This window comes from Ruegeria sp. C10 (assembly GCF_056537805.1).
In genome coordinates, this window is record NZ_JBQFSC010000007.1 from 76,487 (window position 1) to 99,046 (window position 22,560).

The window sequence follows — 22,560 nt, forward strand, 5'->3', positions numbered from 1 at the left end:
AGTCCGAAACGCAATTGACACGAAGACGTCCTAGCCAAAAGTTTGCGACAAAGCCTGTCAGAGGGGCTGAAGCCGAACAATTTACTTACAACAGATATCAGGGTTTGAAAGAAAACAAATTGGATTAACGCGCGTAATGTGCATAATGTGAACGTTTTGATCTTTACATATGCAGAGATCTCGTGGCGGTATTATTCCTGATAAGTATCCCTTATTATGTGTGATTGATTTCCTGCAAATTTAAGCGCAGAATGATGCGTATGAGCAGCCCTGCCCCCTATCTTCCAGCCGCCTCTCCGGCCCTGTCGCAGGCAGACCAGGAGGCGCTCACCGATCTCTATGTGCGCGGCACGCCCGCCAACACGCTGCGGGCATATGAACGGGATCTGCTTTATGTCACCGCCTGGAAGTCCGCACGGTTCGCAGCGACGCTGGACTGGCCGGAATCTGAGGCCACCGCCCTCGCCTTCATTCTCGATCACGCCCGAGATCTGAAGGATGCGCCAGAAACGGATATAGCCCGCCAGACGGCAGAGGCGCTGATCGCGCAGGGCTTGCGCAAATCGCTGGCCTGCCCTGCCCCCTCGACGCTGGATCGGCGCATCGCCTCCTGGCTGGCGTTCCACCGGATGAAGAATCTCGCCAGCCCATTTGATGCGCCGCAGGTGAAACAGGCCCGGTCCAAAGCGCGTCGCGCTGCAGCTCGCCCCCCTGCCCCAAAATCGCAGCACCCGATTACCCGCGATGTGCTGGAACAGCTGCTGTCCACCTGTCGGGGGTCCCGGAGGGATTGCCGCGATCGGGCGCTGCTGATGCTGGGTTGGGCTTCTGGTGGCAGACGGCGCTCGGAGATCACCGGGTTGATGTTTGAAGACGTCTCGCTGAAGGCGTTCGACGAGAAAAGCCTGGTTTGGATCTCACTGCTGGAGACCAAGACCACCACCAAAGGGGAAACGCCGCGCCTAGTCCTCAAGGGCCGCGCGGCCCAGGCGCTGGTGCATTGGATCGAGGTGGGCGGGATCAGCGACGGCCCCCTGTTCCGACCTGTCTCCAAGGCGGACCGGGTGCTGAAACGCCGGCTCAGCCCGGATGCGATCTACCAGATCGTCAAACATCGGCTGGCACTGGCTGGGCTCCCGGCAGGATTTGCCTCGCCGCATGGATTGCGCTCGGGCTTTCTGACCCAGGCCGCACTGGACGGCGCCCCAATCCAGGCCGCCATGCGCCTCTCGCTGCACCGTTCCATGGCTCAGGCGCAGAAATATTATGACGATGTGGATATCGCAGATAACCCGGCGACGGACCTGTTGGGGTGAGATTAACGAAATCAGCCCAACTAACCCCCTACCCTTCTCTGATATCGTCTCACAATTCGTCTCGCTCATTCATGACCTAAGCTTTTGGCAAGAAATGCTCCGCTCAAAGTGGAGCTTGTATAGAAGTTTTACGCGAATGCCTGCTTGATTCGCGGAGGATCTAACTCTGATTTCTGAGTCCACAATTCTCTTCTAACGGGTTTACAACTGTAAACCGCCCTGCTCTGATACAAAGCGCATGTAGTTCATTGGTCCGCGTAGCCCACAATATAGGCGAAAATTCTTGACTTAGGGCAGTGAATCACGGCTGTTTGTCTCAAGTGGCGCGAAAATGACCACATTTTTTAATTTGAGGCAACTACATGATTCCCGTGACACCACTTACGGCAGAGCGACCATCAACACTCGCTACGGAAATTTCTGAGAGATTAAACTCGGCTATCCGAGAACATCTCCTTGCAGCGTTTGCCCCTGATAACACCAAAACACTTCGCAACTTTTCAGCCCCAGAAGCGGCTGAACTCTTAGGTGTCTCTGGTCAGTTCATGCGCAAGGTCCACGCCGAAGGAACGATTCCTGAACCAAAGGAAGTACGAAGTGGTCGGCGTTACTACACTGCCCAAGAGCTTTGGGAAACACGCGAAACGTTAGAGAAAACCTCCCGCAAAAAAGGACGCTATATTCCTCGACGCACTGAAGGAGAAAAGCTCCAAGTCTGGCAGTTGATGAACTTCAAAGGTGGCAGCAGCAAGAGCACCACAACAATTCACCTGGCTCATTATTTTGCACTTCGCGGTTACCGTGTTCTGGCCGTTGATCTGGATCCACAAGGTTCGCTTACATCCATGTGTGGCATTAGTCCCGAAATAGAGTTTGACGGGCTGACGATTTACGATGCTATTCGATATGAAGATCCGGTCGATATGGCGGACGTAGTGCTTCCGACATACTTCCCCGGTCTGTCTGTGGCACCGTCACGGCTTGTTCTTTCCGAATTTGAGACAGAGTCTGCCGTTCACTCCAACCCGGACCATCCGTTCTTTACGAGAATACGGAATGCCTTGGCCCAGGTAGAAGGCGATTTTGACCTTGTTCTGATTGATAGCCCACCTCAACTCGGATTCTTGACAATAGCCGGGATGGCGGCCGCCAGTTCATTGCTTGTGCCACTGACACCTTCAATGCTGGACGTGTCTTCGACGGCTCAATTCCTCGAACTCGCTGGGGCTTACATGGCAGTCATTGAAGATGCCGGCGCTACACTCGAATACGACAACTTCAAATTCCTAATAACGCGTGACGAGCCGACAGATGTACCGTCTCAACAACTGGCTTCCTTCATGCGAGCACTGTTTCAGGATCGCGTTATGTCAGCTACGGCCCTCAAAAGCACTGCAATCAGTGACGCCACAATGCTCAAACAATCAATTTACGAGGTCGTGCGGTCGGAAATGACACGCGCAACTTATGATCGGGCAAAGAACTCAATGGATGCGATCGGCTCTGAAGTAGAGCAAATGATCCACCTAGCATGGGGACGCAGCTAATGGCTAGAAAATCGCTACAGGAGATGTCGGGGATCGCAAACACCATCGCGCGCTCCAGCCCCAAGGCCATCGATAAAACCCCAAAACCTAATGCCCCTGCTCTTGGTGCGCTTCAGGGCTCACTTGCCGCAATCAGGGAAATTGACCCTGCTCTGATCGACGATTGGGGGCCAGCCGATAGGCTTGGTGAGTTTACAGCTGTAAACACTGACGAAGAAGATGATAGTTTTGAAAGCTTGATGTCGAGCATAAAAGACGGTGGCCAACAAGTTCCCATTCTTGTCAGAAAATCGAAATCCGACGGTCGTTACGAGGCAATTTATGGGAGGAGGAGGCTCAAAGCCTGTCGTGAACTCGGTATTAAAGTCCGCGCCAATGTTCAGGATATCGACGATGCTTCAGCGCTTCTCGCCAAAGGGCTTGAGAATGCTGCGAGGCGCAATCTTTCCTTCTACGAGAAAGCACGTTTCGCCGAGGCGATCCTGACTTCCGGACATGACACTGCAACGGTGCGGCAAGTATTGAACGTTTCGAAATCAGGGCTGTCTCACCTGACAAAAGTTACGCAACATGTTCCTGCAAAGATTGGTGACATGATCGGCGCAGCCCCAAAATCTGGCCGCCCAAAATGGACCGTGCTTGCAGAACACTTCGTTGCAGGCAAGCTGGCGGAAGATGAAGCAACCAACTTGCTTGCAACTATTGAGCCATCGATGTCGTCAGATGATCGGCTGGAAATGCTCCTTAAGGCAGCTGTCAAACGTGGTGCTCGACAAAGAGAAGGTGCAGCCGAAGTAAGCCCAATTGATGGCGTTACAATCAAATCCACCAACGGATCACTAACTGTTTCGGTCAAAAGAACCGGAGCTAACGCTGGCTTTGCTAGCTGGTTGGACAAGAACATGGCTGAAATCATCAAGCGCTCACACGCTGAGTTTACAGCTGTAAACACCGAGAAAAAGAACTGAGGACGAGCAGAAAGGAGGAAGGCAAACAAACAAAACCCCCGAAACCGGAGCTTCGAGGGCTGCTGCGCAAAGCGCAATTCTTAGATTAGACACCTAGAATCTAGCAGCACCCGAATCACCACACAAGAAAAAACGCTCTTGAGCGAACGGGTAATTTTTGTCTGCCGATAGATAATCATGAAAACACTAACAGCATTGGCTCCTAATGGAGCAAACTTGTCGGCAACGGCAGGGCAGAGGAGTAGTACGCCCAAAAAGTGGTTTCTTCTTCGCGCCGTTGAAGAGGCCAGAGAACCTCTTGGGTTGAAATCCACAACTCTCAATGTCCTGAGAGCCATGATTTCTTTTGTGGGCGGTGATCAGATTACTGCGGACCAAGATGATCATCACATCTGCTTCGCGTCCAACGCGGCGATCGCCAAACGGACGCATGTCAGCGTGCAGACAGTTGAGCGTCATATCTCGACGCTGGTTGAGCTTGGACTTATCCGCCGCGTGATGAGCGCAAATGGTAAACGTTGGGCACGTCGGAACCGACAGGGCAGGGTGGTCACTGCGACAGGGCTGTCCTTGATGCCATTGTCTGAACGGCATGCTGAGTTCATCCAGGAAGCCCAGAGGCATGCTGATCGCGTTCTTGAGTTCAATATACTCCGCGACAAGGTTTCTACAGCTCTGGCGCGCCTCAGAGACCTCGTGGCAAACGACGCCACGATCTCTGATTTGATGGTCACCGTACGCAATGCTCTACGTCGCAAACCAGATGCGAATGTGCTCAGCGAGCTGCTGTCAGAAATCTCTGTGGAAATCTCCGGGATAACACAGGCAGATACAGAAAATTTGAGGGCCAGTGACAGTGAAATTGAGGGGCACAAAGACGACTCTTTGAATCCGAAAGTTAAGAAAGAAAAATTTTCTCAGCTTCAAGTTTCCCCAGATCAAATGGAGCGCAGTTTTCCCAGGCTGTGCTCGGAACTACGCTTTGCGAAAGATCAGGCGCATTGTGATCGAATTATGGACACCATTGCAGACCAACTACATCTTGGTGACACTTGGTATGCTATGAAGACCATCCATGGCCCAGCCATACGCTTCATGATCCTGGGGTACATTACTCAAAGGGCTGAAACGATACGGTCTCACAGGGCATATCTGATTTCACTGGCAGCCAAGATTGACAAGGGCGACATGACACCCACAGCTATGTTGGCCGGCAAACCGAGCGTTCCATGACGTGGCTCAAATAGGCGTGTGTAGTAGGCTATACGCCGGCGGAATGCGAGATGGGACAGGGAAGGCAGACGATGTTTGATTGCACCGAGCTACAAGCTGATAAGGAAGTAACCCTCGAAGTTTATCCTTGTAAATCTTCCACTGTATGGAATAAATGCAAGGTATGATCGAGCGCGGTGATAGAAAATCAGTTGAAGATTCCCTGGAGAACCAGGCGGGCGTAGTCCTGCTTGGGCCGCGGCAAGTAGGGAAGACAACACTCGCGCAGGATATCGCTGAAAGCCGTGATGCTGTCTATCTTGATATGGAGAGATCTGCCGATCGCCAGGTACTCGAAGAGCCCGACCTTTATCTCGATGAACAGTTCGGCCGCCTAGTAGTGATTGATGAGGTTCAACTTATGCCGGACCTGTTCAAGGCCTTACGTGGTCAAATTGACCGACGCCGAAGGCAAGGGCATCGGACTGGTCAATTCCTACTGCTCGGGTCGGCCTCGAACACGCTTCTGCACCAAAGCGCAGAATCCCTGGCGGGACGGGTCAGTTACCACGAGCTGACGCCTTTCACCTTGTCGGAAACCGGAGCGGACTCGCTCTCCGCGCTCTGGTTGCGGGGTGGGTTTCCCGACAGCTTCCTGGCGAAGAACGACCGAACCAGCCTGGCGTGGCGCGAGGATTTCATCCGCACCTATCTGGAACGCGATGTTCCAGCTTTCGGGTTGCGCATTCCGGCGGAGACATTGCGTCGATTCTGGACAATGCTCGCCCATGAGCAAGGCGGAATACTCAACGCGGCAAAACTCGCGGGAAACCTGGGTGTCTCCGGTCAGAGCGTTGCGCGTTATCTTGACTTACTGGTTGACCTGATGCTGGTGCGTCGCCTACCGCCCTGGCATTCCAATGCCGGGAAGCGTCTGGTCAAATCTCCCAAAGTTTATATACGCGATTCTGGTCTATCCCATGCGCTTCTTGGGATCGAAACGCAGGAAGACCTGCTGGGGCATCCAGTTGTCGGCGGCAGTTGGGAAGGATTCTGTATTGAAAACCTGATTGCTGCTGCACCACGCGGAACAGAAGCAAGCTTCTATCGCTCTTCAGCAGGGGCTGAGGTGGATCTGATGTTGAAATTTCCCGGCGGCGTCCTCTGGGCCATAGAGATCAAGCGGACGACATCGGCGAAGGTAACGCGCGGGTTTCACATCGCAGCAGAAGAACTGGACGTCTCAGAACGTATCCTTGTCTATGCAGACGACAGGGAGGTTCCGGGGCAGGGGGGGGTTAGGGCAATGCCCCTCATAAACGCTATGGAACGGCTGACGTCTGCACAGACGTGAGAGAGGCAGGGCCTACGATAGCGTGTCTAAAAATGAACGTAGTAGACCACCTCTGACAGAGCATTGATGCAGCTGAAAATCATCACGAAGAGCGGGAAGCAGTCATTCGCTGCAGGTGCAGGGTTTGGTATTCGGTTACAAAAATGCTGACATACAAAGCGGAACACTACTTAGTGTCCCTATCACATGTTGAATGGATGCCCTTAAGCCAGCTGGCCGACGGTTTTGGAGAATTTGTGCCGATTGACGATGGTTTGACGCGGATCGGGTAGTCAAAGCAAGTTGGAACTCACACTAAATTATGAAACGGGAAGTTTTAGCGCAGTTAATGGGGTGAAATCGGCGACGCACTCAGCAAATTATTTTAGCCTTATCGCGGTTTGATGTGGATTATGTTAAAGTAACTACGGCTTTTGTGGACGAAGTTGTAATGCTGGTACACCTTGTTTATCTGGTTTTTTCGCGACTTAGGTCTGGCTTCATTGCTATTGTCATGTTCGGACCTGCAATTGTACTGGCGGACATATCTGATGCCAGGCGTATGGCGCTTGTCATAGGAAATTCGAAGTATGAGTACGTTACAAATATTCCAAACTCGGCAAATGATGCGCGGGATATAGCGGCCGCGCTTGGTCGGATAAGTTTTAATGTGACCGAACTATACGATCTCGACTACCGTCAAATGCGGCTGGCCCTTCGGGATTTTTCCGATAAGGCTGCGAAAGCTGACGTGGTGTTGGTCTATTTCGCGGGTCATGGCATCGAAATAGACAACACCAATTACCTGATTCCCACCAACGCGGAACTCAAAAGCGATAAGGATGTGGAATTCGAGGCTATACGGCTGGACTCGGTGCTAAATGCGGTATCTACGGCGAAAGGTCTCAAGCTTGTTCTTATTGACGCCTGCCGAAACAATCCGTTCCTTTCAGATATGGAGCGCACAACCGCAACGCGGTCCATCGGGCAGGGATTGGGCAGTATTGATCCCGGAGGTGTTCTGGTCGGTTATTCCGCGCGCGGCGGAACTCTGGCGTTGGACGGTGATGGCCGAAACAGCCCCTATGCCGAAGCCCTGCTTGAACATATCGAGGTGCCGGGGCTGGAACTTGGCAAACTGTTTCGAAAAGTACGCGACACCGTCTTTGAACTTACCGATGGTTATCAGGAGCCTTTTACCTACGGTTCATTGCCCGGGCGTGATATCTATCTGGTACCGGCGGCGGTGAGTGCCCCGTCGGTCGTGCAGGAAGCCTCGAAGGTCGCGACCGATCCCGTGAACGAGCGTCAAAGTTCGGCCGAGCGGGTTTTGCGCGAAGCCCTGACACTGGCAGACGAAACCACGAAACAGAATGCGCTGAAATTGATTGCGCAGCTCTACCCGGACACGCGCGCCGGTCAATATGCGCAAGGTGTTTTGGATGCCGCCAGCAGCACGAACCGAAATCCGGCAACGCATGTTGCCCCAAAAACAACGGAAGAACCGCTGCGGCAGGACGTGCCCGAGGACAAGACTGCTGCACGGTCAGGTGCAACATCGAATACCGAAGCCAATTTGAATCTAAGCCGCGGCGACTACCGAAACATTCAGCGCGGCCTGAATGTTCTTGGCTTCGCTGCCGGACCTGAAGACGGTATTTTCGGCCCCAGATCGCGCGCCGCGCTTGAGAGATTTCAAAGTAAGAACGGCGTGGCCAGGACTGGCTATTTGACTGCAGAAAGCGTTGCAGTTCTCAGCAGCATTCCTCAGCCGGAACGCCAGGAACCGGTTCAAAAGACAAGTCGGGGTCAGACGCTGGTTGCTCCGGAAGCGGCGTCGGCGACCTCTGCTGCGATTGGATTCAACGGCGAGTATGTCGTTAATATTCGTCGGCGACCGGACCCGCTGGGCACGGATGCCGGTTCCGGGATCGACACGGTGCTTTGGCTGAAATATCGCAAGACCGATGCTGGATTCGCGCTAGTAAATGCGGTCGATCGCTCCAAAGGGGGTGATAGCCGGTCCAAGAAATATCGGGCATCTTTGTCCGACAAAGGGCGTTTGAAAGTTTCCGGACGCACGAATTTTCTGTTCAACAGCGTTTATGTAGTACCCTTCTCGGTCACGCTGGACTTGCCTTCAACTTTGGCACCCAACGCGTCAATACGCAGCAATCAGGGGCGATTTGACAAGAATTGGTACGTCGATGTTGTTGTGACGCGAAAATAGGATTCACCACCAATTCCACGATAGAACTAATTTCGCAGATCTCACGTTGTTGGCGGTGCTTTCACCACCTGAATCTCTGTTCTGCCATCGTCATGAAAAAGCCCCGGTATGACTGGCCAGTTGCGGTCCGGATCGGTCAGCCGCGCAGTTTCCAGCGTCATGCAGATCGGACGGCATCCGTCCTTATCAGGTGGTAGAGTCTTTATCCAGCTTTCCAGACGTGCGGCGATGTTAATCGTGTCGCCAATGACGTTGTAATGCATGGACCCTCTGACGCCTAGGGTGCCCCCAATTGCGTCTCCGCTGTTCAGTGCAATGCGCAGCTTGTACGCAGGTTGGTTTTCAAGTGTTCCATTCAGTGTCGCAACGGCTTTGCGCATGGCATGGGCGCAGCGCAATGCGGCCTGCGCGTCAAATTGTCTTTGTTTGTGCGTTTCGCTGGGAATTGGCGCGCCAAACACAACCAATATGCCGTCGCCAGTGTATTTCTCGACAAACCCATTATGCGCGCGGGAAATTTCACTTAGCCGATCCAGTATGCGTGAGATCCACGCCATGAACGCTTCGGCATCCATCGAATTACCAGCAAGGGTCGATCCTTCAATATCCGCGAGCAGCGCCGTGACAAACAGTTGCCGAGATCGGGGCTTTCCACCCGACATTAGATATTTGCGTTGTTTCCAAATCTCAGCTGCCAGCTCTTCGGACAGATGAGAAGAAAACACCTGCGCGATGGCACGCCTTTGGTTGCGCGAAAAGCCTGAGATGATACCAAAGCCGCAAAGAAATCCAAAAGTCCAACCCAACAGAGATGGCGCGACGGGCATTAACAAAGCGAACTGTTGAAACACGGACAACGCAACCGTTAGCAAGAGGCCACCCATCCCAGCCAACAACACCGCATTGCCGGTAACCCTGACGAAAACAGACACGCAGGCACCTAAGAAGACCGAAGCGAGGATGATGAACGCAGGAATCTGGCCGTCCAAGGCGCGCAGCGGAGTGGCTTGGCCGTTGAAGTAGTCTATCAACTGTTGAACGATCGTGGCGTGGATTTCGGCCCCAAAGGTAAAATTTGACCCGGTTGACCGGTTGAGTGGTGTTAAAAAGTAATCTTTTACGGAATGACTGGTAACGCCGATTATCACAGCGTTTCCTTTAAAGCGATCCAGCCCAGTTTGAGTCAGAATCTCTGCGGCGGGAACACTGCGAGTGATCGGCAATGCATTTTTGTAATCAATGACGATTTGATAGCCTGACGTATCCACGTTGCGGAACAGGTTTGCACCCGTGGCCAAAGGTTTTACAACTGTATCGCCAAACATCAAATAGCGCGGATTGTCGGGAGCGCTTTTCAATGCAGGTTGCCCGGTATGGGTCGCGGCCAAATGCATAGGCAGTGACAGGGAAATACCATCGTGCGTATTTACTAACAACAAGGCGCGTCGGGCAACGCCATCAGGGTCAATTGGAATATCAGCGAACCCCGTGTGCGAGTCCTGCGGCGCGGAAATGCCAGCAGTCTCGCCGTCCTGTAGTTTCGAGATCACGAAAACTCTGGGATCGCTCAGCACCTCAAGCAAGGCGTCCCGACCTTCACCTACCGGAACGTCCCTGTAAATGTCTACACCCACCGTAGTTGCACCAGAGGCGAGCAAATTGCTTACAATCTGCGCCAATTGCAGATCGGGGACAGGCCAGCCCCATTCGCCCAAATCTTTGTCATTGATGGTAGCCAGATAAACGTCTGCTATAGGTTTATCTTCGGCAAAGGCTGATGTCGTCCAATCGTATTGGAGAAGCTCAAGTGGTTCGAGTATGCCTTTTTTTCGGAGTTCGATCAGAGGTATGCCCACAATCAGTGAAATGACACAGACCAAAACCCAGCGTTGCCAAATCGGCATGAGCGATGACGTTCTCTGCCATGCATGCCTTGGACGCTTCAATTTCACGGACCTACGCCAGCTGAATTCAGAAATTTTTCGAGTACGGCTGGGTTCGTCGCCTGCACTCGGCCGCTGAGGCCTATATCCACAAGTTCGGAGAGCGCATCGAACCACAGACCAGCTGCGGCCGGAGTGTCTGATCTAAATTCTTCCGGCAAACGCTCAATCAACCCTGACGACCGTTCGACCACCGCGTCGGTGTTTGGATCGAGCAGCTCAAGTTGCCAAAGGTAAACCTGGTCGGTATCCAGCATAAAACTTGACCTACTGAGGTCCAGACCATAATCGCCGGGCGGGAAAGGACCCATAATGTGTAGTTCTGTTGCAGTCGTCCCGATTGGGTTCAGCTTGACGATTACATTTCCTCGATGGCCGCGGGTCAGCCGCCAGATCAACGGCGGAAAGGCCAGAGTTGTTAACCCACCGTCTGCTGGAACCAGTAGCAGTAGGTCAGAAGCGGCATCCGAAGGTATAGTCCGGGTACCAGCGCCCATTCGATCTTTTGGCGTGCCGATTTCGGGAGGAATGAATACAATTTCTGAGGACTTTTCCGCGTTTTTCTCATCGCCTGAAGCCAGTGCAAAACCGCTGGGAAACAGGCCTGCAGCCAGTACGAAGACAAAAACAGCTATTGATACCCAATTCCACGACACAAGACGCCTCGCGAAGAAAATTGCAAATAAATCCGCTTTTTGAAGGTTTAGCGTAGGCTTGAAATTACGTTGAGTCCAGTTCCTGCTCTATCTCGCTTCAGCTGATCCTAAGCTCGGTTATCAAGCAATTTTATGCTAATATTAGGAACTGTTCGGTTCAGAGTTGAGTCTGTACTTATGATTCCTGAAATCAAATGGCGAAGCGGTGCCTGGTGTTTGTTGGTGGTTTGTTTGCTCTTGACCTTGCCGCTTGCGACAGAGGCTAAGGGCGAGCGCGTAGCTCTTGTTATAGGTAACTCTGCCTATCAATACGTCCCGGACCTGCGCAATCCGGCCAATGATGCCGAGGACATATCCAAGGCGTTACAGCGCGTTGGGTTTGAGGTTACACAACATCAAAACCTGAGTTACACCGATATGCGCATTGCATTGCGCGACTTTGCCGAAGCCGCAGCCAATGCGAAAGTGGCGCTTATGTATTTCGCGGGTCATGGAATCGAAATCGAGAACACAAACTATCTGATACCGGTAAATGCAGCGCTGAAAAGTGACCGGGACGTCGAATTCGAAGCCATTCGTCTGGACGCTATCGTGAATGCCATTGCTGGCTCATCCGCGCTAAATATCGTGATTGTCGACGCATGCCGAAACAACCCGTTTTTAACCCAGATGAAAAAGGCATCGAACACTCGTTCGATCGGGCGCGGTTTGGCCGCGGTTGAACCAGGAGGCGTCGTGGTCGGATACGCGGCCCGCGGTGGGACTCTGGCGCAAGATGGCGACGGTCGGAACAGCCCTTACGCGCAGGCGTTTCTGGAACATGTTGAACAACCGGGTCTGGAACTTGGCAAATTGTTCCGCAAGGTGCGCGATCGCGTGTTCGCGCTGACCGACGGGTATCAGGAGCCTTTTGTTTACGGCTCACTTCCGGGCGAGGACATTTTTTTGGTACCCAAGGTAGAACAAGCTGCATTGCCATTGTTGGGCCCTAAAGAACCTGACGCATCAGGCGTGCAACCGCAGGCAACTGAGAAGAACGCGCTGGCCGCAGCTATGAAGGTGAACACTGTCAGGGGGTGGGATTTGGTTGCCAGATCCTATCGCACAGCAACGTTATCCGAGCCCGAAGTACTGAAGCGGATGGCCCAGATCACACCTGCCTGGACCAGAAAGAGTGGGCAGTTCGATGAAATAGAAGCCGCGCTCTTGCCGAGCCCTACTCAGAAAAAGGAAATACAACAAAATCTTAACAGCGCAGGCTTCGACGTTGGTGTGCCCGACGGAGTTTTCGGGCCGCGGACACGATCAGGCATCAAGGCGCTTCAGGCCAAATTGGGGTTGGAACAATCCGGATACGCCGATCTTGCCGTCCTTTCCGGCCTTGGGATCAGGCCGCAGGCGCAGGATGGCGCGAGTTTTATTAGCAATCCCTTCGCTGTCCGACAGAATATTTCCGAGTTGAAGGTGTTAGGTGAATCTGAAGAAGTCACGCAAATTCTTGGTTGTTTGGGTCTACGTAAAAGTGTCTATGGCACGTTTCGTGGCAACCTTTACGTTGCGCTGGTCTATTCAGGCAGCGTGCAGAGTGCGCGCAGCGAGGCGCAAAAATGTGGATTGGATTTGGCCGCAATCACATCGGCTGCAGAGAATGCGTTCATCGTCAGGATGATTTCAAGCGACCCGGCTTTCTTTGAAATGGGATACGACAGCAAAACGAAAATCAGCTATAAGGCCGGACCTTATTTCGGGTTCAGAAAGGACCCCAAAGAAGACGGTGCCGTCATCGGATGGCGATGGTTCAGCGGAGAACCCGTGACCTATACCAACTGGTTGCCATCCAAGCCAAACAAAACCCACGGCAAGGGCAGTAAATCATTCGCGCAGTTTCAGTACGAAGCGCGAGGGAGACGCGATCTTGACGATGTGACCCCGACAAAATGGTTCGATGGCTCTGGATGGAATGTGCGTTCCGTGGTCTTGGAAGGCTCTCTGAAATAACGCGCTCTGCCCAAGGGGTTTCAGCGAAACCGTATGTTTTTTATGAGGATACGCTGGCAATCGGATCGGAATATTCGATTCAATAAGGTTTTGTGGTAGTGTTAAGGCGTCTCAACTTGTTCCGATCGGGGGCACTTTGTTTTACAGTTCATTTCAATATCTTTTCAGGACATTCTTATGGCTGATAGGCTTTGCGATTTGGTTCTCTGTTTCGCATATTGCGCACGCGGACACCAAACGGGTCGCATTGGTGATTGGAAATGCTGAGTATCAACATGTCGCCAATCTTCCAAATGCAGACAATGATGCCTCGGATCTTGCCGAAGCCTTGCAACGCATCGGTTTCACGGTTTGGCATAATCAGAATCTAGACTACCGTGGTCTTCGCATTGCGTTGCGCGACTTCGGTCGAGCGGCGAAAGATGCGGATATGGCCATCATCTATTTTGCGGGTCACGGGATTGAGATCGAAAACACAAACTACCTCATTCCTGTAAACTCTGAGCTGCGCAGCGATCAGGATGTCGAATTTGAAGCGATACGTCTGGACTCTGTTATCAGTTCCTTGTCGGGTGCCGATGGATTAAAGGTCGTTTTGATCGATGCGTGCCGGAACAACCCATTCCTGAGCACGATGGAAAGAAATGGCGGCACACGCTCCATCGGTCGCGGCTTGGGTCGTATTGACCCTAGCGGAGTTTTAGTAAGCTACGCAGCCAAGGGCGGAACATTGGCTCTTGATGGAGAGGGGCGTAACAGCCCGTATGCCACAGCGCTGCTAAAGCACATCGAAGAGCCTGGGTTGGAACTAGGTAAGATGTTCCGAAAGGTCCGCGACACCGTGTTTAAATTGACAGATGGGTTTCAGGAACCTTTTACCTACGGTTCTTTACCAAGCCAAGATATCTACCTAGTTCCGGTCACAGCGCCCGTTCCGACGAAAGCCAAGCGAGTCGGGCCTGAAAACCGTGAAATCTACGCTGACTTTGAGTTGGCTCGTTCACTCGGAACGCTGGATGCAATCGAGTCCTTTCTAAACCGCTATCAGGAACAGAATGATCACTTTGCGGTAACGCTTGCCCTTTCACTTCGGGATGATCTGCGTGAGAAGGCAAGGCTACAAGCTGCTCATGACAACAAACTTAAAACGAACGACACGGAAGTCGCATTTGTTGCTCCGCAGGACAAGCCGACTGAGAAAGCACTAACACGCAGCCTTGTCCGTGACATTCAGAGCGAATTGAACCGCGTCGGATGCAGTGCGGGCGCGGCGGACGGCGTCGTAGGTCCTCGCACAAGAGCGGCATATACTAGATACCGGAACGCCCGAAAAAACCTAGGGCTTCCGGCGGAAGGTCTGAACCAACAACAGACCCTCATTGCGCTTAAGAAAGAACAGGGTCGCGTCTGCAAGCAAGTTGCGGTTGCTGTAGGTTTTGACGGCGATTACGTCATCTCCATTCGGCGTAGATGGGATGATGACTATTGGCAAACTGCAACGCGCGGCGACGAATCCTATTACCCCGGAAAAATCGAACCACTCGCGTCATTGCGGATCAACCGGAAAGGCAGCAAAGTGACTCTGGTGTCCGCCCAAGCGTTTACCGGAGGTGGTCCGTGGTTCAAGGATTTCCGGGGGTCATTGGATGACAACGGTCAACTGAAACTCCGCTTCACCCTAAGTTCGCATTTTGGTCCACCGGTGACGCCCTACAAGGTTCGAATTGATGTAAAGTTGCCTCAAGGACTGAAACCCGACCGACGCCTCGTGTATGAGCCACGACGTATTGACGGCCAGTTTTTCCTGAATTTCCTAGTCAGGCGTGCAAACTAGCTTCCAACGGAATTCGCAAGATGACTAGGGTTGACAAGAGCGGCATGAATACCAAGCAGCGTGCCGATTGTGGCAAAGTTGTAGAGACCGATTTCTCCTACTTCGAAGTCGGCCGTCGGCTTGAGAGCCGTTTAAAATAGAATTTCCACTGAATCGCCTGAAGTAGTTAAATGTTGTTGTAGAATTCCGTACCCTGCGATGAGGGCGGTGATATCGGAAGGTTGTGGTCGGGATAGTACAAGACAAATAAAATTAGTGGAACTTGATGGAGATTCGCATTTGCACACAAGCAAAATACTTAAGTTTGATAGCCATTCGTTTGAAGCCAAGATGATCACCGATGAAGAAGGTTGGAATCTAATTTTCGTTGTCGATGAAATTCAAAAATAGTGAACGGCAGTATGCGCCACGAAATCCTGCGAGACGCGACGCATTACAATGTTGGCGACCCGCGCGAGATAAATGCAGGCGTGTTGGAAGAGCACATCAAGGATAGCGCAAGTTAGCGTAACTGTTTGGTCAAAACTGGTGGTTTGTGACTGAGCTCGCTACGCGACCTAAAACCAAGAAGTTATTTGACATTAACCTTGGCAATTCCTAGGCGGTTTTGACAGGCCTTTGTCATGAGGCTGATTACAGACTGTTGCACGGTACTAATGTCTGCTTTCTAGAGTGCATTTGCTGCATACGGATTGCATTTTTAGAGTCCGCTTAGGGCCGCCCGCGAGAGCGACCCGCAGGCATTAAATCTCGATGGCTTCGGCGATGGCCAAGGCATCCTCGAGTTCGACGCCGAGATACCGGACCGTACTGTCCATCTTGGTATGGCCGAGAAGAAGCTGAACAGCTCGAAGGTTGCCAGTTTTCTTGTAGATTTGGCTAACTTTCGTGCGCCTCATTGAATGGGTTCCGTAGGCGCTTGCTTCGAGGCCGATCGATGTGACCCAGTCTCGAACAATCCGCGCGTATTGACGGGTCGAAATGTGCAATCGTTCGTGGAAACGACCGGGCCAAAGGTACTCCGAACCGACCATCAGCTCATCTTCCATCCACTTTTCAACAGAGGCACGCGTGCCCTCTGATATCTCAAAGCGCACGGGTTTCTGCGTCTTGCTTTGAAGGACCGAAGCCCGTTCCTTGATCAGGCCCGATGACATGACATCTGCCACCTTCATCTTCACCAGATCGCAGCCGCGGAGCTTACTGTCGATTGCCATGTTGAAGAGCGCAAGATCGCGATGGTTTTCGGCAAGCTCGAGGCGGACTCGGATTGCCCAGACATGTTTTGGTTTCAGCGGTCGCTTCTGGCCGACGATGCGTCCTTTGTTCCATGCTGGGCGAAGAGCACGAATGGCAGGTAAGTTTGGGGTCTCCATGGTTTATCCTCCGATCCGCCATGCCCGCCCACAACGACAACCCGACGTTGACCGAAAAATTTTATCACAGCATGCTGCGCGGCTTCCAAGGTCTGCAGTGAGCCCAGTTCGACCGATGCTGCAATGCGCAGGAATGTCTGGTCACAAATTTTGCAAGGACGGTGTTGATTGAGCGTTTTGCATGGTTGGATCTTGGGCAGTCCTGGAGTTGTTTGTTTTCGGACATTGCAGAACTAAAAACCATCAATAGAAAGCACAGCGACTCCGACGAAATCGGGGGAAACACAGTCCCACGCGGTACAAGCGAAAGGCTTCAATCATTGATTTCTCTGACAAAAAAATGCCCCCAGACTTGGAGGCGAGAGTGAAAGGAGGAGCGACTATTAGGGATGCATTATTGTGGATTTACAACCAAAGTGCCTGACTTCATGGCGTCGATCAGCTTGTTGACTTCATCCACAACGTCCACCGGGATATCTGGGTGGAACGACCCGATCCGCATGGCCAGTTCATTGCCCATATCCGCCCGGTAGAGTGCACCTTCCAGTTTTCCAGCAGCTGCCAGTTCCAGGTAGGACCGCATGTTGCCTCGGACATCCAAAATAGCGGACTGCAGGATTTCCGGCCATTCGTTGATCGCATCACGATAGATGCCGATGCCATAGACACCTTTTTCCTGAACGGCCTGCATGGAGCCCAGCGTCGCACTGTCCATTGTCGGCCAGACGACATCGGCGCCTTGGGAAATTTGGTTCAAGGCAGCTTCTTTGCCCTTGGCGATGTCATCCCAGTCACCGGTCCAGGTAACCAGAACTCTGACCTCCGGATTGGCCGCTTTGGCGCCCGCTTCGTAGCCGGCGACCGTGTCGGTCGTGAATTTGAACTGCTGCGCGGCGATGATGCCGATGGTGCCTGTGTCTGACATGGAGCCCGCGACGTAGCCCATCAGATAAGCGATTTGGCTGAAATAGAAATCCGCGTTGGCAATGTTGTTTTTGGTGCCCAGTCCGTTGTTCACCATGAACATGGTTTCCGGGAAGCGTGCAGCGACACGTTCCACGGCGTCCTGGAATTCTCCGCCGTGACCGATCACAAGGTCATACCCCCGGCGTGCGTAGTCGCTCAGGACTTCGATTTGTTCCGGCTGATGCACGCTTTCGGAAAAGGCGGCTTCAAAGCCGAGCGCTTCACCTGCCTTGGTGAGACCTTCGAATCCGGCTTGGTTCCAGCCATTGTCAGAAATCGATCCGGGCATAACGATCGCGGCGCGTTCGATTCCGTCAGCAGCCGAAGACCCTGCCAACATCAGTGCCGCAAGCCCCGCCAATAGTTTGGACTTCAATTGCATTGTTGTTCTCCCATACTGGATATGTGTTGTCAGGGTGACGGGAGGATCGCGACGTGAAAAACGATGGTTTCTCACGTCACGGCTGAGATTTATCGATGCTCTCGGTCGTAAGGCAGTCCGACGCTTGCAGGTGCGCTGGCCTTGGCTCCGAGGACCACGAGTGCGATGAGCGATGCGAGGTAAGGCAAGATCAGGAAGAGCTGATAGGGAATCTCTGGCGAGGTGAATTGCAGTTTGAATTGCACCGCATCACAGAAGCCGAAGAAAAGCGCCGCGCAGATCGCGCCGATGGGCGACCAACGTCCCAAGATGATTGCCGCAAGCGCAATGAAGCCTTTGCCCGCGCTCATGCCTTCCGCAAACACATAGACTTGCGACAAGACCAGATGCACTCCGGCCAGCGCCGCGAGGGCACCGCTGACTGCAATTGCGAGATATTGCATGCCAAAGACAGGAACCCCGGCCAAGTCCGCAGCCTTCGGGTTTTCGCCAACGGCGCGTAGGTCCAGACCCTTGTGGGATTTCATCAGCCAGAACCAGGCTGCTATTGCCAATCCGATCAATAGGTAGAACAACGGATCCTGGGAAAAAAGGGACGGGCCAACGACGGGAAGATCTGACAAGAAGGGAATATCGATCTGCGAGAACCCGTCTACCCGCGCCCCTCCGGCCTGAGCCCCGAATATCTGACGGGACAGAAAAGCTGTGAGTCCGGCCAGCAGCAGGTTGAGCGCGATACCGCCAACCAACTGGTTGATGCGCAGCCGGATCGACATATACCCAAGCAGCAGGCCAGAGATCAGGCCGCAAATGATCCCGCATCCGAGCCCGATCACGGCGGAGCCCGTTGCGAAAGAACCAGCGGCAGAGCCAAGCGCTCCGGCAAGGATCTGACCTTCGAGGCCGATGTTGTACAGCCCGCCACGTTCCGCAATCACCCCGCCAAGGGCAGCAAAAGCAATTGGCGTACCCAATCGGGCGGTTCCGGCAAGGACGTCGCCCAGCAAAACAAGATCAATCATAGCCTATGCCTCGTTCTTCTGGCGTTGTGTTTGGCGGCGCAGCCGCAGGTTTTTTGCCAGGGGTTTCAGAATGGATGTGGACCTGGTTCGCGGTGTCACGAGGGCGGCGGCGACAAAAACCACAACGAGCCCCTCGACCACTTCGATGACAGAACTGTCGACTCCGACGGCACGTTGCATCGTTCCCGCCCCGGAAGAGAGCCCAGCAAGGAACAGCGCGGTCAAAGGCGCGACAATTGGGTTAAGAGCCGCAAGGAAAGCGACGACAATTCCGTCATAGCCGTAGCCATCGCTAAACAGGTGGAACAGGCGGTACTTCAACCCGATCACCTCGATAGCGCCGGCCGTGCCTGCAAGGCTGCCGCCAATCAACATAGCGCGAATGATGGTCTTTTTCTGGTCCACACCGGCATAGGCCGCAGCGCGGGCATTGCGGCCCACAAGGTCCAGTTGGAAACCCGACGGCGTGAAGCGCAGCCAGAAATACAAGATGATCGTCATGCCCAGCCCGAATACAAAGCCCGCATGGGTATCAGATTGCGGCATCAGAATAGGCAGGCGATAGTCTTCCGAGACTTCCTCCGAATAAGGATATGGCGCGCCTTCAGCCAATAGCGGCCCAGCCACGGCATAGCTGACGATGTGGATCGCAATGAAGTTCATCAACAGCGTGACGATGACCTCATTCGTGCCCCGATAGGCTTTGAGATACGCAGGAATTGCCGCCCAGAACGCCCCGCCAACGGCGGCGGCGACAAATATCAGCGGCACGCCTAATAGACCGGGCAGATCGGGGATCGCCAAAGCAAAGACGGCGCCGAACAACCCACCAATATAGATCTGCCCCTCGCCACCGATGTTGAACACACCGGCGCGCATCGGAATGATCACGGCCAGCCCGGCTAGAAGCATCGGCGAGGCTTTGACCAAAGTATTGGAGAAACCCCAGTAATTCAGGAAGGATTCCATAAACAGAACCTTATAGGCCTCAAACGGGTTGTGCCCGTCGAGCAGGATCAACACGCCGCCAACGCTCAGCGCTAAAAGTAAAGCAATCGCAATCCGGCGTTGCATGGTAAATCTGTTCATTGTACCTCCTCCGGCGCTGCGGTCATCAAGAGCCCGATGTCTTGAAGAGTTGTGTTTTCTGGATCGACAACACCCGTGATCCGGCCAAAGGCCATCACGGCGACGCGGTCAGAGACGTCGAGCACATGTTCAAGTTCAGTGGAGATATAGAGAACCCCCACGCCGCTTTGGGCGACGGCTCGGATCTGGTTCTGAACGAATTCCGTTGCGCCGACATCAAGCCCTTTCGTCGGCTGTACGACGACCAAAAGATTGCGCGCCCGGGCCACTTCACGGGCCAGAACAATTTTTTGTTGATTGCCACCGGACAAAGCCGAGGCGTTCAGTTTTGGGTCAGGGGGCCTAATGTCAAAGGCCGCGACCACGTCGCTTGCGATCTCGTGCATCGCGCGCCGGGAAATCAGACCGCCAGACATGAACCTGTCTTCGCCAATGGATCGAAAGGCCATATTTTCTTCGACACTGAGCGACAGGACCAAGCCTTCGGCATGGCGGTCCTCGGGCACGAAGCCTATGCCATCGGCAATGCGCGAAGCGATGGAGGCGCTTGATATCTCCGTGCCATTAAGGTGGATGGCGCCGCTGGTTTGCCTTTTGAGGCCGGTGATCACCTCGCTCAACTCCGTCTGGCCATTGCCGTCGATCCCGGCGATTCCGAGGATTTCGCCAGCCTTCACGGAGAGGGTCAGATCCCGCAGGATTTCCGCGCCGCCTGGATCGGTCAGGCAAACATCAGAGACAACCAGAGCGTCCGGTGCAGAGCTGGTATCGTTGCGCGCCTTTCTGGCCTTGGGCGTCTCGACCGTTTCGCTGGTCGGTTTTTCTCCCATCATAAGCGCTGACATCTGAGCCATGGGCGTGGTCGCAACCGGAAGAACTCCCTCGACACGCCCATGGCGCATTATCATGACGCGATCGGCAATTTCGCGGATTTCATCGAGCTTGTGGCTGATGAAAAAGACGAGGCAGCCATTGGCAACCAGCTTGCGCACCCCTTTGAGAAACGGCGCGACTTCGGTCGGGGCAAGAACGCTGGTGGGTTCATCCAGGATCAGGATCGATACATCGCGAAACAGCGCCTTAAGGATTTCCACCCTTTGTTTCATGCCCACAGGCATTTCCGTGACGCGGATGTCGAAATCGACGTTAAAGTCAAAATCGCTGCAAAGCTGCCGAATGCGCGCCCGCGCTTGGGCACCCCTCTTTGTGCTGGGCAAGCCGATCAGAATGTTCTCTTCGGCGTTCATCGCGCCGACCAGGCTGAAATGCTGGTGGATCATGCCGATCCCATGCTCAATAGCTTTTGCTGGGCTGGCCACCGAAACAGGTGTTCCGCCCAATTTGATTTCACCGCTATCGGGCTGATACAGACCGATCAGAACACTCGCGAACGTGGTTTTCCCCGCTCCGTTCTCGCCCAGAATCGCAATGCACTCGCCCTTCGAGGCCAGCAGATTGACGTTGTGCAGTGCGCGAACGGCGCCAAACGACTTGTCGATGCCGGTGACCTTCAAAAATGGATCCAAGACAACCTCCCAACTTTCACGCAAATTCAAGAGAGAATGCTCTATCTTCTCAAATTAGATGTTTTCACCTCACAGCTGAGAATTTTGCCCACATGTGAACTGGCAATCGGGTTAGAGTGGAGCGACGAAATAGCATCGCATCAGGAGAGCAAAGCCGCGCGTCATGGCGAAGATACCGTCGTTGAAAAGCATTCAGGCCTTCGAAGCGGCCTGCCGACATCTGAGTTTCAAGGATGCCGCCGATGAGTTATGCGTCACTCCGACTGCCATTTCCCATCAGATCAAATCGCTGGAGGATCAACTTGGGGTGCCCCTGTTTCACCGGCTGACCCGCGCCTTGAAACTGACGGAGGATGGGGCCAACTACGCGCCCCACATCATTGAGGCCTTCAAGAACATCGAAGCCGCCTCGCTTGCGCTGGAGGAAGACGACCTTGCGGGCACATTGACAATCTCAACCACCGGGTCTTTTGCCGCCAACTGGCTGAGCCCACGGCTGCGAGGCTTTTACGAGAAATACCCGGAGATTTCGGTAAGGGTTCTGTCAAGCGATCAGCTGGTGGATTTCAAGTCCAGCGATGTGGATGTGGCCATTCGGTATGGCTTTGGCGATTATCCTGACAGCAATGTGGCTTGGGTCTTGAATGACTGGGTAGCCCCTGTCTGCAGCGTTGAAAAGGCGAAGTCACTGAGTTCCGTCGAAGATGTTCTGAAGTCTCGTCTGATCGAATACCAATGGAGCGGGTTTTCCGATGCGGATCCGAGTTGGGAGCGCTGGATGGACGCGGCTGGCTTGCAGACTGGTGATGTCGAGCCCTATGTCACCTATTCCGAGGAACACATCTGCTTGCTAACGGCAAGCGATGGTCATGGTGTGGCCCTGGTCAGCCTTTTGGCCGCCGCGCGTTTTCTGGAACGCAATATGCTGGTCGCCCCCTTTGACACTGCATTGAAGAACAAGAGCTATTTTCTCGTCTGCCCGGAAACTTACGCCAATCGTGCACGCGTTCGTGTGTTCCGGGAATGGCTATTGGACCAAGCAGATGAGTTTCGCGACAGCGCCGTCGGTCAAAGATTTTTTGAAGATTAGCGCGTCCGCAACGATCTAATCCGTCGCTTGAATTTTTGTCATTTCTAAATTGCCGAGAAGCATGCGTTTCTA

At 53.5% G+C, this 22,560-nt stretch carries 16 protein-coding genes; 9 read left to right on the forward strand and 7 right to left on the reverse strand.

Features of this window, described 5'->3' with window-relative positions:
- The first annotated feature begins 260 nt into the window (after positions 1 to 260).
- The 6 genes from ACR0DE_RS20520 to ACR0DE_RS20545 all read left to right on the forward strand — a co-directional run bounded on the left by ACR0DE_RS20520 (position 261) and on the right by ACR0DE_RS20545 (position 8,606).
- The gene (locus ACR0DE_RS20520) at positions 261 to 1,316 is read left to right on the forward strand and encodes a tyrosine-type recombinase/integrase (protein WP_480755093.1); all 1,056 of its coding nucleotides are present in this window, start codon (positions 261 to 263) and stop codon (positions 1,314 to 1,316) included.
- Between the two features lie 362 nt (positions 1,317 to 1,678).
- Positions 1,679 to 2,863 (forward strand): plasmid partitioning protein RepA, encoded by a 1,185-nt coding sequence (gene repA, locus ACR0DE_RS20525; RefSeq protein ID WP_480437368.1) that lies wholly within the window; start codon positions 1,679 to 1,681, stop codon positions 2,861 to 2,863.
- Positions 2,863 to 3,831 carry a plasmid partitioning protein RepB gene (gene repB / locus ACR0DE_RS20530; protein ID WP_480437366.1) on the forward strand — a complete coding sequence of 323 codons (969 nt, stop codon included), beginning with the start codon at positions 2,863 to 2,865 and terminating at the stop codon, positions 3,829 to 3,831. The genes repA and repB overlap by 1 nt, the downstream gene beginning before the upstream one ends.
- A 177-nt stretch (positions 3,832 to 4,008) precedes the next feature.
- A complete protein-coding gene (locus ACR0DE_RS20535; protein WP_480755095.1) occupies positions 4,009 to 5,064 on the forward strand; it encodes a helix-turn-helix domain-containing protein in 1,056 nt (351 codons plus the stop codon).
- 154 nt (positions 5,065 to 5,218) lie between these two features.
- Positions 5,219 to 6,397: an ATP-binding protein gene (locus ACR0DE_RS20540; RefSeq protein WP_480755097.1), complete on the forward strand. Its 1,179-nt coding sequence runs from the start codon at positions 5,219 to 5,221 to the stop codon at positions 6,395 to 6,397.
- A gap of 430 nt (positions 6,398 to 6,827) precedes the next feature.
- The gene (locus ACR0DE_RS20545) at positions 6,828 to 8,606 is read left to right on the forward strand and encodes a caspase family protein (protein WP_480755099.1); all 1,779 of its coding nucleotides are present in this window, start codon (positions 6,828 to 6,830) and stop codon (positions 8,604 to 8,606) included.
- Positions 8,607 to 8,647: 41 nt separating this feature from the next.
- Here ACR0DE_RS20545 and ACR0DE_RS20550 read toward each other — a convergent pair whose 3' ends face one another.
- Positions 8,648 to 10,510, reverse strand: coding sequence for a CHASE2 domain-containing protein (locus tag ACR0DE_RS20550; protein WP_170465212.1), 1,863 nt, complete (start codon positions 10,508 to 10,510; stop codon positions 8,648 to 8,650).
- 44 nt (positions 10,511 to 10,554) lie between these two features.
- Positions 10,555 to 11,205 (reverse strand): DUF928 domain-containing protein, encoded by a 651-nt coding sequence (locus tag ACR0DE_RS20555; RefSeq protein ID WP_170465210.1) that lies wholly within the window; start codon positions 11,203 to 11,205, stop codon positions 10,555 to 10,557.
- Between the two features lie 237 nt (positions 11,206 to 11,442).
- On the opposite strand from ACR0DE_RS20555, the gene ACR0DE_RS20560 reads away from it, so the two are divergent.
- Both ACR0DE_RS20560 and ACR0DE_RS20565 read left to right on the forward strand, forming a co-directional pair.
- The gene (locus ACR0DE_RS20560; protein WP_170465207.1) at positions 11,443 to 13,203 is read left to right on the forward strand and encodes a caspase family protein; all 1,761 of its coding nucleotides are present in this window, start codon (positions 11,443 to 11,445) and stop codon (positions 13,201 to 13,203) included.
- A 136-nt stretch (positions 13,204 to 13,339) separates the two neighbouring features.
- Complete coding sequence (locus ACR0DE_RS20565; protein ID WP_170465205.1) at positions 13,340 to 15,037, forward strand: caspase family protein; 1,698 nt, start codon at positions 13,340 to 13,342, stop codon at positions 15,035 to 15,037.
- A gap of 743 nt (positions 15,038 to 15,780) precedes the next feature.
- On the opposite strand, the gene ACR0DE_RS20570 is transcribed toward ACR0DE_RS20565, so the two are convergent.
- The 5 genes from ACR0DE_RS20570 to ACR0DE_RS20590 all read right to left on the reverse strand — a co-directional run bounded on the left by ACR0DE_RS20570 (position 15,781) and on the right by ACR0DE_RS20590 (position 21,398).
- Positions 15,781 to 16,413, reverse strand: a complete 633-nt coding sequence (locus tag ACR0DE_RS20570) for a tyrosine-type recombinase/integrase (protein WP_480435938.1) — start codon at positions 16,411 to 16,413, stop codon at positions 15,781 to 15,783.
- Positions 16,414 to 16,807: 394 nt separating this feature from the next.
- Complete coding sequence (locus ACR0DE_RS20575) at positions 16,808 to 17,761, reverse strand: BMP family protein (protein WP_480435940.1); 954 nt, start codon at positions 17,759 to 17,761, stop codon at positions 16,808 to 16,810.
- Positions 17,762 to 17,850: 89 nt separating this feature from the next.
- On the reverse strand, positions 17,851 to 18,783 hold the full coding sequence (locus tag ACR0DE_RS20580) for an ABC transporter permease (RefSeq protein ID WP_480435942.1): 933 nt from the start codon (positions 18,781 to 18,783) through the stop codon (positions 17,851 to 17,853).
- Between the two features lie 3 nt (positions 18,784 to 18,786).
- Positions 18,787 to 19,872: an ABC transporter permease gene (locus ACR0DE_RS20585; protein ID WP_480755101.1), complete on the reverse strand. Its 1,086-nt coding sequence runs from the start codon at positions 19,870 to 19,872 to the stop codon at positions 18,787 to 18,789.
- Positions 19,869 to 21,398: an ABC transporter ATP-binding protein gene (locus ACR0DE_RS20590; RefSeq protein ID WP_480755104.1), complete on the reverse strand. Its 1,530-nt coding sequence runs from the start codon at positions 21,396 to 21,398 to the stop codon at positions 19,869 to 19,871. Before ACR0DE_RS20590 ends, ACR0DE_RS20585 begins: the two co-directional genes overlap by 4 nt.
- 163 nt (positions 21,399 to 21,561) lie before the next feature.
- On the opposite strand from ACR0DE_RS20590, the gene gcvA reads away from it, so the two are divergent.
- Complete coding sequence (gene gcvA, locus ACR0DE_RS20595) at positions 21,562 to 22,488, forward strand: transcriptional regulator GcvA (protein ID WP_480435950.1); 927 nt, start codon at positions 21,562 to 21,564, stop codon at positions 22,486 to 22,488.
- Positions 22,489 to 22,560 lie beyond the last annotated feature (72 nt).

What these genes read in the sequence shown, in the direction of transcription:
- ACR0DE_RS20520 (WP_480755093.1), top strand. Translation starts at nt 261, where the DNA reads ATGAGCAGCCCTGCCCCCTATCTTCCAGCCGCCTCTCCGGCCCTGTCG.
- ACR0DE_RS20580 (WP_480435942.1), bottom strand. Translation starts at nt 18,783, where the DNA reads ATGATTGATCTTGTTTTGCTGGGCGACGTCCTTGCCGGAACCGCCCGA.
- ACR0DE_RS20575 (WP_480435940.1), bottom strand. Translation starts at nt 17,761, where the DNA reads ATGCAATTGAAGTCCAAACTATTGGCGGGGCTTGCGGCACTGATGTTG.
- repB (WP_480437366.1), top strand. Translation starts at nt 2,863, where the DNA reads ATGGCTAGAAAATCGCTACAGGAGATGTCGGGGATCGCAAACACCATC.
- ACR0DE_RS20540 (WP_480755097.1), top strand. Translation starts at nt 5,219, where the DNA reads ATGCAAGGTATGATCGAGCGCGGTGATAGAAAATCAGTTGAAGATTCC.
- ACR0DE_RS20550 (WP_170465212.1), bottom strand. Translation starts at nt 10,510, where the DNA reads ATGCCGATTTGGCAACGCTGGGTTTTGGTCTGTGTCATTTCACTGATT.
- repA (WP_480437368.1), top strand. Translation starts at nt 1,679, where the DNA reads ATGATTCCCGTGACACCACTTACGGCAGAGCGACCATCAACACTCGCT.
- gcvA (WP_480435950.1), top strand. Translation starts at nt 21,562, where the DNA reads ATGGCGAAGATACCGTCGTTGAAAAGCATTCAGGCCTTCGAAGCGGCC.
- ACR0DE_RS20545 (WP_480755099.1), top strand. Translation starts at nt 6,828, where the DNA reads ATGCTGGTACACCTTGTTTATCTGGTTTTTTCGCGACTTAGGTCTGGC.
- ACR0DE_RS20570 (WP_480435938.1), bottom strand. Translation starts at nt 16,413, where the DNA reads ATGGAGACCCCAAACTTACCTGCCATTCGTGCTCTTCGCCCAGCATGG.
- ACR0DE_RS20585 (WP_480755101.1), bottom strand. Translation starts at nt 19,872, where the DNA reads ATGAACAGATTTACCATGCAACGCCGGATTGCGATTGCTTTACTTTTA.
- ACR0DE_RS20535 (WP_480755095.1), top strand. Translation starts at nt 4,009, where the DNA reads ATGAAAACACTAACAGCATTGGCTCCTAATGGAGCAAACTTGTCGGCA.